General features: G+C 62.1%; 13 protein-coding genes. 7 read left to right on the forward strand and 6 right to left on the reverse strand.

From position 1 onward, the window contains the following. Window positions 1-75: 75 nt before the first annotated feature. Window positions 76-978 carry a permease gene (locus OB905_04000; GenBank protein ID MCU4925150.1) on the reverse strand — a complete coding sequence of 301 codons (903 nt, stop codon included), beginning with the start codon at window positions 976-978 and terminating at the stop codon, window positions 76-78. Window positions 979-1,183: 205 nt separating this feature from the next. Between OB905_04000 and dph2 the strand changes: the two genes are divergently transcribed. The 4 genes from dph2 to OB905_04020 all read left to right on the forward strand — a co-directional run bounded on the left by dph2 (window position 1,184) and on the right by OB905_04020 (window position 5,464). Further along, window positions 1,184-2,233: a diphthamide biosynthesis enzyme Dph2 gene (gene dph2, locus OB905_04005; protein ID MCU4925151.1), complete on the forward strand. Its 1,050-nt coding sequence runs from the start codon at window positions 1,184-1,186 to the stop codon at window positions 2,231-2,233. A gap of 206 nt (window positions 2,234-2,439) precedes the next feature. Next, complete coding sequence (locus tag OB905_04010; protein MCU4925152.1) at window positions 2,440-2,952, forward strand: hypothetical protein; 513 nt, start codon at window positions 2,440-2,442, stop codon at window positions 2,950-2,952. Then, window positions 2,949-3,782, forward strand: a complete 834-nt coding sequence (locus OB905_04015) for an MBL fold metallo-hydrolase (protein MCU4925153.1) — start codon at window positions 2,949-2,951, stop codon at window positions 3,780-3,782. Before OB905_04010 ends, OB905_04015 begins: the two co-directional genes overlap by 4 nt. A 143-nt stretch (window positions 3,783-3,925) precedes the next feature. Further along, complete coding sequence (locus OB905_04020) at window positions 3,926-5,464, forward strand: AAA family ATPase (protein ID MCU4925154.1); 1,539 nt, start codon at window positions 3,926-3,928, stop codon at window positions 5,462-5,464. A gap of 17 nt (window positions 5,465-5,481) precedes the next feature. Here OB905_04020 and OB905_04025 read toward each other — a convergent pair whose 3' ends face one another. After that, the gene (locus OB905_04025) at window positions 5,482-5,835 is read right to left on the reverse strand and encodes a hypothetical protein (GenBank protein ID MCU4925155.1); all 354 of its coding nucleotides are present in this window, start codon (window positions 5,833-5,835) and stop codon (window positions 5,482-5,484) included. A gap of 158 nt (window positions 5,836-5,993) precedes the next feature. On the opposite strand from OB905_04025, the gene OB905_04030 reads away from it, so the two are divergent. Together OB905_04030 and OB905_04035 are read left to right on the forward strand one after the other, a co-directional pair. Further along, on the forward strand, window positions 5,994-6,911 hold the full coding sequence (locus OB905_04030) for a hypothetical protein (protein ID MCU4925156.1): 918 nt from the start codon (window positions 5,994-5,996) through the stop codon (window positions 6,909-6,911). Between the two features lie 63 nt (window positions 6,912-6,974). After that, entirely contained in the window at window positions 6,975-7,355 is a 381-nt protein-coding gene (locus OB905_04035) for a Rid family detoxifying hydrolase (GenBank protein MCU4925157.1), read from the forward strand. Between the two features lie 30 nt (window positions 7,356-7,385). Here the strand turns inward: OB905_04035 and OB905_04040 are convergent, their stop codons facing one another. From OB905_04040 to OB905_04050, 3 genes are all read right to left on the reverse strand, one after another. Next, window positions 7,386-8,708, reverse strand: coding sequence for a 5'-deoxyadenosine deaminase (locus OB905_04040; GenBank protein ID MCU4925158.1), 1,323 nt, complete (start codon window positions 8,706-8,708; stop codon window positions 7,386-7,388). A 195-nt stretch (window positions 8,709-8,903) separates the two neighbouring features. Further along, complete coding sequence (locus OB905_04045) at window positions 8,904-9,941, reverse strand: tyrosine-type recombinase/integrase (GenBank protein MCU4925159.1); 1,038 nt, start codon at window positions 9,939-9,941, stop codon at window positions 8,904-8,906. Further along, window positions 9,938-10,339 carry a DUF5805 domain-containing protein gene (locus tag OB905_04050; GenBank protein ID MCU4925160.1) on the reverse strand — a complete coding sequence of 134 codons (402 nt, stop codon included), beginning with the start codon at window positions 10,337-10,339 and terminating at the stop codon, window positions 9,938-9,940. Before OB905_04050 ends, OB905_04045 begins: the two co-directional genes overlap by 4 nt. Window positions 10,340-11,780: 1,441 nt before the next feature. On the opposite strand from OB905_04050, the gene OB905_04055 reads away from it, so the two are divergent. Then, window positions 11,781-13,511 (forward strand): ATP-binding protein, encoded by a 1,731-nt coding sequence (locus OB905_04055; protein MCU4925161.1) that lies wholly within the window; start codon window positions 11,781-11,783, stop codon window positions 13,509-13,511. 12 nt (window positions 13,512-13,523) lie between these two features. On the opposite strand, the gene OB905_04060 is transcribed toward OB905_04055, so the two are convergent. Further along, window positions 13,524-13,757 (reverse strand): transcriptional regulator, encoded by a 234-nt coding sequence (locus OB905_04060; protein ID MCU4925162.1) that lies wholly within the window; start codon window positions 13,755-13,757, stop codon window positions 13,524-13,526. Window positions 13,758-13,787: the final 30 nt, after the last annotated feature.

Below are 13,787 nucleotides of genomic sequence, written 5' to 3' on the forward strand. Positions count from 1 at the left end.
ACGGCTTATAAATCTATGTGAATGTACTAGATCTGTTACCTAAATGACTGCGCCAGTATCGTCTGTAGCTGACTATCAGTTTTTCGAAACAAGCGAACGCACGCGAGTTGCCACCGAAGAGAGCCATCCACGTGCCACAGCAGCCGCCCCGTCGGGACCCTCGGCTGCCTCCGCGCGTTGTTTCTCGCGGAGTTCGCGAAGCTTTGCGGTCTGATCGTCAACCGTCGAACTGGACGTCGTCGTCTTCTTGTCGCCGCCTTTGAGCCCCTTGAGCCCGGCAACCTGTGCGTCGACACCGGACGACCGAGTCGTCGTCGCGGCCTCGCCGACGTGGACCTCGTCGAACTCGCTCTCGCTGAACTCGAGACGCCGGTGTTCGGTCTTCTGGACGCCACCCCAAGATAGTTCGACGTCCTGCATGGCGTCGTCGATATCCTGGCGGATCTCTTCGTCGGAGTACGACTCCGCCTCCTCATCCTCGCTCTCGATTGCCTCGACCGTTCGAGCCATATCGAGATAGTGAGCGATCAGCGCAGCGCCCGTCGAGGCAGTCAGTCCGGCGAGACCAACTGCATAGACGGCGACGACTTCTGCGGTATAGTCGTTTCCGTACCCGTTCCAGTCGGCCGGATACGCGTAGAGAAAGCCCACGACAGCGAGGGCAGTGATAGCGACGCCAGCCACCGACGTGTACTGCACTCGCCGCTCGGACGGCAACAGGACGACGATACCGAGCATGAGAAGTGGCAACGATAGCAACGCCATCGCGTACGCCGGTTCCGTCCAGGTGAGATACGCTGCCGAGCGCGTCTCGAAGGTGCTTCCGTACAGAAAGAGGATGAGCGCAGCGGCACCCAGTCCGATCCCACTCAGGAAGACCCCGAACCCGAGATACACGTCGGCCCGATCGTCCGGCTCACCGATATACCGGCGGTAGAGCTCGAAGAGATAGCCATCCGCAGGTTGGTCTGCTGTCATTGGAGACCCGTTTACACTCCAGTACTATGACTGTTGGGACCAAATATAGGTCCACGTTCTGATGAGTCCAGCCAACGTACCAGCGTCGTGAACATCCACTAAATCAGTACGTTCATTGTAGCTGTCACTGCTGGGACGCGAACGCGACCGCTGCTCTGGCCCGCAAAGCGTCGGCGTTTTACGTCCGCCCACGAATAGCGGTACAATGAGCCAGGAGTCGGAGTACACCGACGGTGACCTCCGAAACACGGGGATGCAGTTGAAACACGACCGGGAGTGGGATTACGAACTCGAGCGCATCGTCGACGCGATCGACGAGCGCGACGCGACCAAGGTCGGCCTTCAGTTTCCGGAGGGACTCAAGCGCCGCGGTCCGTCTGTCGCTGACGACCTCCGCGAACTCGTCCCCGACGACGTGACGATCATGCTCTCGGGCCAGCCGTGTTACGGCGCCTGCGACCTCGACACCTATCTGATGAAGCGTACGGACGTCTTCGTCCACTTCGGCCACTCGCCGATGAAGAACACGGACAAGGTAATCTACGTCCCGCTGTTCTCGAACGTCGCGGTCCGCCCGATTATGGAGGAGGCACTCGAGACGCTCGAGGCCCCCGAGGAAACCGGCGACGTCGGGCTCGTGACGACGGCCCAGCACATGAACCGCTACGAGGAGATGACGGCGTTTCTCGAGGACCGAGGCTACGAAGTTCACAGTCGCCGCGGCGACGACCGCCTCACCCACGAGGGGCAGGTCCTGGGCTGTAACTACGCAAGCGCGGACGTGCCAGCCGACCAGGTGCTCTACGTCGGCGGCGGCAAGTTTCACCCGCTCGGGCTGGCGATGGAACACCCCGACAAGCACGTGGTCATTGCCGACCCCGTCAACAACGTCGTTACAGTCGCTGACACGGAGAAGTTCATGAAACAGCGCTACGGCGCGGTCCACCGCGCGATGGACGCCCAGAAGTGGGGCGTCATCTTCTGTACCAAGATCGGCCAGGGTCGCTGGGAGATCGCCCAGGACATCCTCGCGGACAACGACGACGCATACCTGATCACGATGGACGAGGTCACCCCCGACCGCCTCCGGAACTTCGACATGGACGCGTTCGTCAACACCGGCTGTCCGCGGATCACGACCGACGATGGCCCGCAGTTCCACAAACCGATGCTCACCCCCGGTGAGTACGAAATCGCCGTCGGGAACAAACCCCTCGAGGACCTGTCGTTCGACACCTTCCACGGCACTTGGTGAACTGAACCGGCCCCCACCTCGCTTCCGGTCCGGAGACCGTTGTGATCGTTTTTTATGACGTCGATCCGACGCCTCGGTATGTTCAGTTATTTGAGACCGGCGGCTCTGGCTTGCCTGCTCGTACTGGTTCTCCCGAAGGTGGCCAGTGCACAGGGTCAATCTCCGGGGCTCGAGTCGAAATCGGCGTCCGGTTTCTCGTGTTGGTAGTGGTACTATCACTACTCGGTCTCTTGCTCGTCGCCGCGGCTCCCCACTACACCAACGAGACCGTCTCCGACCTCCACGACGATCCCGGTCTCGCGTTCGGATGGGGGCTCTTTGTCGGCGTGCTCGGACCGATCGTCTTCGCGGTCATCGCGCTCACGATCATCGGCCTTCTCGTCGCGATCAGCATACTGAGCATCGTCGGAACTGCAGTGGCAGTAGTATGGGTCGGTACCACCCTCACCCGCGCCAGTGGCGTCGCCGCGGACCTGAAAGCCGCGCTAGTCGGCCCGCTCGTCATCTCGGTTCCTGGATCGATACCCGTTCTCGGCGATTTGGTTTTGTGGGCTGTGGGTATGTTCGGTCTCGGCGTCGTCTCGAAACGCCTCTATCACTCATGGCGCGGCAGTGAGTCGAGTACACCCGACCGGGAGTCGGCGTACGATCGGCGGGACCGCCTCGGTGACGGAAATCGACAGTACTTATTTCCCACCGCCGCGTGCGCTCACCTATGAGCACGAGCGACTGGGACGACTGGCTGCTTCGCGCCGTCGAGGACGCCGATCCGGACGGCGTCGCGATCTGGTATCTCGGCTGTAACGGCTTCATTCTGAAGGGAGACGAGGGGACGACGATCTTCGTCGATCCCTACGTCGGACTCGGCGACCCGCCACGGACGGTCCGGATGATTCCGGTCCCATTCGACCCCGAGGACGTCGCGGAGGCAGACGCCGTCCTCGCCACCCACGAACATACGGATCACGTTCACGGCCCGAGCCAGGCGCCGATTCTCGCGAACACCGGTGCAGAGTTCTACGCACCCGACGACAGTCTGACCGTCGCCCGAGAAGACGAGAGCTGGACCGACGAGTGGGACGTCTCCGAAGAGCAGTTCCAGGAACTTTCGGAGGGGGAGACCGTCGAAATCGGCGAGTTCACGATCCACGTCGAACCCGCCTACGATCCGGACGCAACCCACCCCGTAAGCTACGTGTTCGAACACGACGCCGGAACGGTCTTCCACGGTGGCGATACGAAGCCGGCCGAAGAGTTCGAGCGTGTCGGCGAAACCTACGACATCGATGTCGGCATTCTCGCGTTCGGCACGGTCGGCCAGATTCCCGACAAGGAAACTGGCGAACCGACGCGGACGCGGTGGTACAACGACGAAAACCAGATTGTCGAGGCAGCCGCCGACCTCCAGCTCGACCGCCTCGTACCGAGCCATTGGGATATGTGGCGCGGACTGACCTCGGACCCGAAGGTGCTTCACCACCACGCCAAGAGCTTTGCTGCACCTAGTCGGCTAGAACTGGTCGAGATCGGAGACCGAATCGACCTGTAGCCGACCGCTCAGCGCACTCAACGCGATACAGCAGGTAGCCTCGATGTTTCGAGTCGGTTTGGATGACTCTCTCGAACGAGTGTCTGTCTGTCGAGACTGACTCCCCGCACAATTTATAATAGTGCTCTGGTAACGTTGTCTTCATGAGTTCGACAGCCGACACAGAAGACGAGATCATCGTCAGCGCCGACGGAGTAACGGTCACCAAGACGTTTACGGCCGACGAGTTCCCCGTTCCGGCGATTCGCTTCGAGATCGAATCAGAGCGGGCCGAGCCGGTTTCACTGCGCCTCTCAGAAGACATCCCCGAGTCGTTCTCGATGGACCGTATCGGGTTTCATCCGGACTACGACAGCGAAGACTGGGTCGCGTACCAGGACCACCACGTCGAGTTTACCAAAACGCTCGACCCCCGTGAGTCACTCGTGACTGTCTACGGGATCCGGATCGACGACGCGTCAGAGGCTGCACCCTTCCTCACGGAGCCGTCTATCGCCGACGTCGAGTTAGAAGCCTCCGAGCCGTCCACCGCAACCGAGCCTGTCGCCGGGGACGAGGGAGACGCCACCGAGGAGATCGAGGACGGAGAGACAGCGGCTCCCGAGGCGGTCGGGGACGAGACGATCGACGGCATTCTCGAAGACGACCGAACGCAGGTTGTAAAGGACATGCTCGCCGGCGAGACCGAAACCGTTCCCGGACTCGAAGACGAGTCCGCCGAGACCGAGGTTCCAGACGACCCAGACGATCTCGGACTCGACGAGGAGACTGACGGTGAAGACGAACAGGAGGCAGCGGACGCCGACGAAGCCCTCGAGTTCGGTGAAGACGATATCTCCGACTCGACGGCGGAAGACGACGCGGCGGATCCCGACGCCGACACTGAAAGTGACGACGAGCCTGGCGACGGCGAGGACGAGGGCGAACCGGCGGAAATCGACGCTTCGCAGGCCGTTGCCAGCCCCGAGGCCGACGGCTCCATCGCCGCACAGCTCGCCGCGGAGATCCGCGACGGAGCCGTCGACGACGCGGACCTCGACGCGCTCACGGAGGCACTCGAAGAGGCGTCCGATGGAGAGCCCTCCGGCTCCGAAATTGCACGGATCGACCACCTTCAGACGCGAGTCGAAGAGGTCGCCGCCTACACAGCCGCGCTCGAATCGTTCCTCGACGAACACGGCTCCGGCGAGCAGATTATCTCGGAGCTCCAGGACGATATCAGCCGCCTCGACTCCGATCTCGAGGCAGTCGACGAGCGCGTCGGTGCGACCGAGTCCGGCCTCGATGATGTCGAGGAGGACGTGGAAGCGATCGCGACCGACGTTGAGGCCGTCGAGGACCGTGCGGAGATGGTCGACGAAGACCTCGCGACCGTTACCGAGGACGTAGCAGAGCTTTCGGGAACCGTCGGCGATGTCGAAGCGGCCGTCGACGAAGTGGAGACATCCGTCGAGACGGTGGCGTCGTCCGTCGACGATGTCGAGGAGACCGTCTCGACCGTGGAGTCGGACGTCGAGTCGGAGCTCGAGTCCGTTCGCGATTCCGTTGGTTCCGTCGAAGACGAGATCTCCGATCTCGAATCGACGGTCGGCGAGCTCGAAGGCGAGGTCGAATCGGTCCGCGCTGACGTAACCGAACTCAACGAGTGGCGCGACCAGCTCGGCTCGATGTTCTCCGGATAGTCGGTCGGTTCTCGCGATCAGCCAAGCACGTTCTCGAACTCGTCGGCGACTGACTGCTCGGTATCGAAGTGATCCTCGACGAATGCGGTGAGTTCTTGCCCCGTCGACTCGACGACACCGTCGTCAACGCCGTACGTCCGAGTGGTGTGTTGTGGCTCGCGGTCGTCGTCCGGAAAGTACTGTACGTGGACGCGCAACAGCGGCCGGGTGCGTCCACGATCTAACTCGTAGGTGGTGACGGCGCGCCAGTCTCCCTCGCGTCGGATTCCCTCGGCGACGCGTTCGTAGCGGTCGTCAGCATTCTCTCGCGTCTCGAAGACGAGGGTTCCGTCGACGTCGGGCGTCGAATCGGACTGTGAGTCGTCGCTCATATCGCCCCCTTTCGCCTCCGGCCACAATATCTTTCTGAGGGCACCACGCCGGGAGAACCCACAGGTCGATCGGACGCCCGCCGCATCGACCCGCGCCGGCGAGGCCGCCACGCCAGCGAAACAGAACGCGTTTAGCTCTCGACGGTAAGTTCGAACCGATGGGCGAGACGATCTCGATCGCGGTCCCGCGGAAGGGACGCCCCCTGGAATCGGTGCTCGGCTGTCTGGCGACGCGCCTCGACATCGGGGCGCTCGCAGACGACGTCACCTCGACGTTACGCCACGAGAAGGCAGTCACGAAGGGCCGAATCAACTCCGAGGAGGGGGTTTACCATCGACTCGCCGACTACAGCGCCGTCGACGAGCCGACGGCCCCGGAGTACACGCTGGTGCGAGACGACCGCGCCGGCAAACCCCGTCGCATCGTCTTCGACAGCGTGACGATTCCGCTCGAAGGCGTCGATGGCGTCCCGAAGGGAACGCAGATCCAACTCGTCGGACGCGAAGAGCCCTTCCGGGCGCTTCGGACCCACGAGTTCGGGCTGGGGTTCGACAGCGCAGATCTCGTCTTAGAGGAGGTCGTCGAGCTTCGGCCTGAGCCCTTAGATCGGATCGCAGATATCAACGCTCGAATCGACCCTGCGGACACGGACGTCCGCGTGGTCGACGGACTCGGTGATACGGTCTACCACACGCTGATGGGGACGCCTGATGCCACGGCCTCGTCCGTCGACCGATCCTTTCTGCGTGAGTACACCGGCCCGCTGTGTATCGTCCCGCGGTACGAGCGCCTGGTCCAGGCCGTTCTCGGCACGGGCGCACTCGACGGCATCGAGTTCGAGTATCCACCCAGCGGGATCGAAGAGGAAGCAGCGATCGCCGACGCCGGCCTCGGCGTCTACCTCACTGTCAGCGGCTCGACCGCTCGCGAACACGGGCTCTTGCTCGGCGAGCGTCTCTTCCCCAGCGAGACGGTACTCCTGGAGAACACCCTCGAGCTCTCGGAGCCGGTCGAAGCCGTTCGGTCTGTGCTCGCCTCCGGCGAGACGGAGACCGAGCTCGCGATCAGCCGCTAGTCAGTCCACCGTCGAACGCTCTCGATCGGAGCACGTTTACCGAATCGAGACGATAGCCAACCTATGAAACGGATCATCAGCACCGACGCCGCGCCCGCCGCCGTCGGCGCGTACAGCCAGGCCGTCGCGGCCGGCGACCTCGTCTTTACGGCCGGACAGATCCCTGCGACGCCCGACGGTGAGCTGCTCGCAGACGAGCCGATCGACGTCCAGACCCGCCAGTGTCTCGAGAACGTCCGGAACGTCCTCGACGCCGAGGGACTCAAGCTGGACGACCTCGTCAAGGTGACGGTCTTTCTCGCGGACATCGAGGAGTTCGACGCGATGAACGAAGCCTACGCGACCGTTTTCGAGGCGGAGCCGCCGGCCAGAAGCGCCGTCGAGGTCGCGAACCTCCCCAAGGGGGTCGGGATCGAGGTCGAGGCGATCGCGGTCGCGGACTGAGCCTCGCCCGCCTCGACTCCGCTACCAGATTCAGTCGCGTTCCTCACGATACCTCTCCAGATCGAGCGACGCCGCCATGTGCCTCGCCTCCCGGCGGACCGCTGGGGCGTCGACGGTCGTTACCTCACCGTCGTCGAGGAGGATCTCGCCGTCGACCATGGTAAACGAGACGTCGTCGCCGTGGGCAGCAAAGACGAGGTGAGAGATCGGATCGTGGATCGGCGTCGCCCGCGTGGCATCCGTGTCGAGGCCGATCACGTCGGCTCGCCAACCCGGGCGCAGCGCCCCGAGTCGGTCAAAGCCCGCCGCTTTCGCGCCGTTTATGGTCGCCATCTCGAACATTGTCCGGGCCGAGAGCGCGGTCGGATCGAGTCGGTCTACCTTCTGAAGGAGACTTCCCTGGCGCATCTCGGTAAACGGGTCGAGGGTGTTGTTACACGGTGGGCCGTCGTTGCCGATCGCGACGTTCACTCCGCGGTCGAGGTAGTCTTCGATCGGCGCGACGCCGCTGGCCAGCTTCATATTCGAGGACGAACAGTAGGTGACGTGGGTCCCCGTCTCGGCGAGTAGCTGGCGCTCTCCCTCGTCGGTCCAGACGCAGTGGGCGAGGACGACGTCCTCGCCGGTGAGACCGACGGTGTCGAGCCAGCGGACGTTTGACATCCCCGTGTCGTTCTCGACGGTCTCGATCTCCGAACGGTTCTCGCTCGCGTGCGTGTGAATCCGTACGCCGTCGTAGGCGTCGGCCAGTTCGCGGGCGCCACGGAGGCACTCTTCCGTACAGGAGACTGCAAACCGCGGCGTCACGGCGTATCTGATCCGGTCGCCGAACGACCCGTGGTACCGCTCGATCAGGCGCTCGCTCTCCTCGAGCCCCTCCGTGGCGCTCTCGCGTAGCCCCTCGGGTGCGCGCTGATCCATCAACACCTTCCCTAGAAGCCCGCGGATCCCGACCTCGCCGGCGGCCTCGAACGCTTCCTCAGCGTGTGCGACCGAGAGGTGGTCGATGCAGGTCGTCGTCCCGCTTTCTATCATCTCCAGGTAGCCGAGCGTCGCGGCGACCGACATCTCCTCGGCCGACAGCGACGCTTCCATCGGTAACACGTACTCGAACAGCCACTCGAGCAACTCCGAGTCGTCGGCGATCCCACGGCCCAGGCTCTGGACCGAATGGACGTGGCCTCCGACGAGTCCCGGACTGAGCAGGTCGTACTCACGCTCGACGTGATCTGGGTAGCGGTCGCGCATCTCCTCGCGCTCGTCGACGGCCACGATTTCCGATCCTTCGACAACGACGCTTCCATCCTCGATGACCGTGTCCGCGTCGACGACGACGGTTCCCGACAGTATCATCCGCTCAGACCATCGGCTGCCGGGACAAAAACGGTTTGCCCGTGTTCGGCACTGAGGGGTTCGATTCCACGACTATTTCTGGAACGAGGCGGGGACTCAATTCAATATAGCAATATATGGTTTGTGTGATGGACTACCGTCACCGGATTCAGCTCCTGCCGTTGCGACGAGGCCGGAATCCTCGACGAAACCCCCTCATATCGGAGTGGTCTGCGGCGGGTCCTCTGCAAGCCGGTAGATATGCTCGAGGTACGTCTCCCGGACGCGATCGCCCCAGTCGTGGGTGTAGGTGTCGATCACGTCGCTTGCGACGTCACCGCGTAGGTACTGGACGACGCCCCGATCACCGGTTCGATCCCGCAGGTGCGTCGTGAAGAAGTGCCGGAAGTAGTGGGGTGTGACGTTCTCGGAGGCACCGCCGCCGGTTCGATACCAGCCACGTTCGCGAGCGTAGTCCTCGACGATGTGGTGGACGACGGTGGGCGTCAGCCGCTGTCCCCACCGGTCGACAGTTCCGAGAAAGAGCGGATCGGCCCGTGATTGAGTGTCGGGTCGGATCGCCAGCCACCGCACGAGCGCCCTCTGTAGCTCTGCATCGATTGGGACGACGGTCTCACGCTTTCGCTTGTTCGAAGCGGTCCGCGTTTCGCCGCCGGATTCGCTACCGTAGCTGTGTTCTGTCGAGATGTAGATCGAGTCTGGTCGCCCCGAAATGTGGGCTCTCGGGCGCCAGTGTTGGGCCTCGTGATCGACGTTGAGATCCACGAGATCGAGGTTACAGAGTTCGCCAGACCGTATTCCCGTCTTCAGCAACGTCATCACAACTGCTCGGTGAAGCGGGTGGCGAATCCCGCCGACGAACGACCGCATCTCCGGCAGCGTCACGTCGCGTCGCGTCGGATTCGACTCGATCGATTCGTTCATCTCCTCTAACACGACCGTCATCGGATTCGAATCCGTGTGACCCACGCGTTCGAGATAACTGTAAAACCGGTTGAGGTAGGAGGCGTAGGTCGCCACCGTGCTCTCTGCGTGGTTCGAGCGCAGCTCGTGGACCCACGCCATGCAGTCGCGATACTCAGCCTCCGTCGGCGCCTTTCCGAAGCGTTCTACGAGGAACTCACGATACTGATTCAGAACGCGCTCGTAGGCCCCCGTCGTCCGTTCGTTTCGGCCGTGATGCTCGATGTCCTGGAGGAAGTACGCCACGGGATCCGTCGACTGCTGGCTCATGCGACCTCCCCCTCGCGTTGCACTCGAAGGACGTAGCCACCCTCCCGACCGCTATAGCGGATCACGTTCTCGTCCTGCAACCGTTCTAACTCGCGGTCGAGATCCGCCTCGACGTCGTCGACGAGTGCCTCGACGAGTTCGTCCCACCCGAGTGCACCGTTTCGATCGAGCGCGGCGAGGATTCGATCGCCAAACGCGTCATCCGAGTCGGCCGCTGCAGTCGCCTCCTCGCCAGAGTCGCCATCGCTTGGGATTTCGAAATCCCGCCGACCCGCCTGGACCATCGTGCGGACAAACTCGCTCTGACTCATCTCGAGGGTGTCGGCGTGCTCACTCCACGCCTCCTTCTGGTACCGGGGAACGTACGTCTTCACCGCGACTCTCTCGTCATCCGTCATACTCGGGGGCACTCACCCGCAACACATCAATCTTGCCCACATTCGAAAATAAATGCCCTTATTTTCCTATGTAGGACTCCACAGGCGAGGCGTAGAATATGTTAGGTGCCAATATAGTGCTACAAAACACTCTTTTGCAGGCCTACATTGGAAAATAACATCGTAATTGACTCCCCACCAATCGTGACAGCTGACAGGCGAAAATCAATTTCGAGTGATGTTTTGACCCTCGCTCGAATAGTGGTCGTGTTATTGTCATAGTCGGAGAGGGGCCGGGTCCGAGGCTCCGAAATGCGGCAATATTTGATCGTCATGTTCTGCCCCTCTACCCCAGGGGTCACGGCCGGAAAACCGGGTTGCAGCGAGAGGTGTTCGATCGGTCACGCAGCGACCGCTCTCGACGAGTGACTGCAGCGGGCGCTGGGGAAGACACAGCGTCGTGGCTTTTGTCGGCGGTCGGGGTGTTCTCTATCGACTGGATCTCACAGACGATGGTGTGTGCCGACTGGTGCTCGGAGGCGACGGTGGCTACATTTTGTCAGGGACATCGACGGCCATTCGCTGACCAGCCGTCATCGCCGGCCACGTCGCCATGGTGTCTGTGACCGGTACATCGTCGAGGTATGTACTGCCTCCTCGAAAACGAACGAGAGACAGCGACAATTCAGTTCGGCGAGGGAGAGACTCGTCGTTGTAGACGACGATCGAGCGTCCGAGCACAGCCAGATCGGTCCAGGCCGTGTGCGTGCTCACGTGCTGAATGGAGACGAACGCCAGAGACATCCATCGAGACTGAATCGATCATGTCCGTGCCAGCCACCACAGTGGCGGACATTGGTAGTGCACCCTCGGATTGTCGCCTGAGGGGTTTTTGCGAGAGTATCTGCCATGGTGCTATCGCCCTCGGTCCGGTTGGCTGGTTTCGACGTTGCCACGGGATTGACCGAAGAAGATGCATGCGTAATGGGTGTGTCGTAGCTGGGAAACTGCTTGTTGCCGGCTTCGGGGTGACTCGTGAGCATTACGTCAAACTGGCACCAGCGACGTCACTCAGTGCACTCGATTTCGTACGGAGAGAGACGGCCGGCCCCGTACAACTCTCCGGAGGGTTTCGTCGTCGGATCACACCAATTCGTGTTTGGTCGGTTGAATCGCCGCTTGGAGACCCATTCGTCTGTTTTTCGTACTCCAGTTGCGCTCGCAACCACCAGATTGGCGTCCGTGGGCGACCATATAAATCCTATCTTGCTATACCTAACTCACCAACCACCAGCGTGTCTCGCGACTCACGAGACAGAACAGCGTCGATGCGTCCCGACTTCCGCCGGTTTGTGGGTGCCGTTCCGCCACGCCGACCAGTTCGTGTCTTCAACCCAAATCACGGGAAGCGGTTGGAGATGATACAGAACATTCTTGACGTACTCGCCACACACTCGAACGAATGGCCGCCGATTTCTCGCTTCAGTGGACGCTGCACACGCCGATACTCGCGGCATCGTTCCTGATCTGTGTCGGTGTCGCAATCGCCGGCCTGCAGTACCGAGAGCAGCCGGCCACAACTCCGTTCGTCGTTCTGCTGGCTGGGTGTGCGTTCTACGCTGGAACGACCGCACTCGAGTACACAGTGACCGGTCTGGAAGCGAGCCTGTTCCTGTGGCAGCTACAGTATCTCGGCTGGGTGGTTATTCCGCCAGCGATGCTCGTGTTCGTACTCAGGTACAGCGGCCGAGACGAACTGGTGACCGCGCCGCTGCTTGCGGCCCTGTCGATCGTACCGACGGTAACGCTCTCCCTCGCGCTCACCCCGCTGGCTCCCGAACTCGTCGTTGAAAACGTACAGATGGTCGGCGGAGATGGGGCGGTGTTCCTAGGCTACGACGTCGGACCCTGGTACGTCGTCGACAGGCTGTACAGTCTGGCAGTCATCCTGTTCGGCTTCGGCCTGCTGATTCGAACGTATCTCCAGACCACGGCGGGACAGCGCGCCCAGGTCGGCGCGCTGGTGGCCGGTTTGGCCCCCTACGTGACCCTCGTTCCGCTGTACTACTACATCGAATCGGGCCTGTTCGCGTTTGGCGTCGTATACCGACCCGAACCGTTTCTGTTCGCCGTCTCCGGTGTAGTGTTCGCGTGGGCGTTGGTTCGATACGACGTTCTGGCGGCCGTTCCCGTTCCGTTCGCCCTCTTGATCGAGACGACGCCAAACGGCGTTCTCGTCCTCGACAGGGAGCGCCGCGTCGCCGAGCACAATCAGGTCGCCTGCGAGTACCTCGAGCTGACCGAGCCGATCGTCGGAAACCGACTGCGGACGCTCTCCGATCCCGCCGAGCGCGTCGATGCGATCGTCGCCGAAGAGACGGACGCAGAGTTACAGATCGGATCCCAGGTGTACGCCGTCTCGACGACACCACTGGTCGGTCAGCGAGACGTCGAGTACGGTTCCCACGTCGTGATCCAGGACGTGACCAAACGCGTCGAGTACGACCGGCTCCTCGAACGACACAACGAACAACTCGAGACGCTAAATCAGATGCTCCGCCACGACATCCGAAACGACGCGATGGTCGCCGTCGGTTGGAGCGACGTCCTCGACGAGAGGATCGAGGAGACACCGCTTGAAGAGGACGTCTCGCCCCTGCTCCAACACATCTCCGAGGCCGTCGAACACATTGCAGATCTCACCGAGATCGCCTCGGAACTCTCACAACCGCTGGAAGAACCGGGAGCGGGCGCCGAGCGGTCGATTCCGCTTCGGCAAGTCCTCGAGCGTGAAGTCGAGAAGGCCGCCAAGACGTATCCTCAGGCCGAGTTCGAACTCCGCGACCCGCCGGCAGTCGACGTTGCTGCCGATCGGGCGCTGTCGTCCGCGGTCGGTAACTTGCTTCGAAATGCCGTCGTGCACAACGATACGGAAGTTCCACAGATCGACATCTCCGTCGAGACCGTCGACGGGTGCGCCCGTGTACACGTTGCGGACAACGGCCCCGGAGTTCCCGACGAGATGCGAGCCCGACTCTTCGATCGCGGCATCAAAGGCGAGGAGAGCAACGGCAGTGGGCTCGGCTTACATCTCGTTCAGACGTTCGTTCGATGGTACGGAGGGTCAGTCGAAGTGACCGACAACGAGCCGGAGGGAGCTGTCTTTACGATCGAACTCCCTCTCGTGGAGTAGGTGGGATCGCTCTCAGCGCGAGGCCGGTCGCAGCTCCTCGACCCGGCCGAGATCGTTCTCGATCCCCTCCGCGTCGCAGTCGTCAGCTGGACACGTGTAGTGCCAGCCGTCTCGCGTCGCGTCGACCTCGCGGAATCGGTTCCCACAGACGCCACAGAAGAGTTCCGCACGCTCGCAGGTATCGCGGTGGAGTTCGAGATCGAGTTCGGTAGAAAACGATCGATTGCAGTCACGGCAGGTGTGCATACGTTGGCTGACGTGAGCGTCGGGAAAAAT

The organism is Halobacteria archaeon AArc-dxtr1 (assembly GCA_025517425.1).
Classification (GTDB): domain Archaea; phylum Halobacteriota; class Halobacteria; order Halobacteriales; family Natrialbaceae; genus Halostagnicola.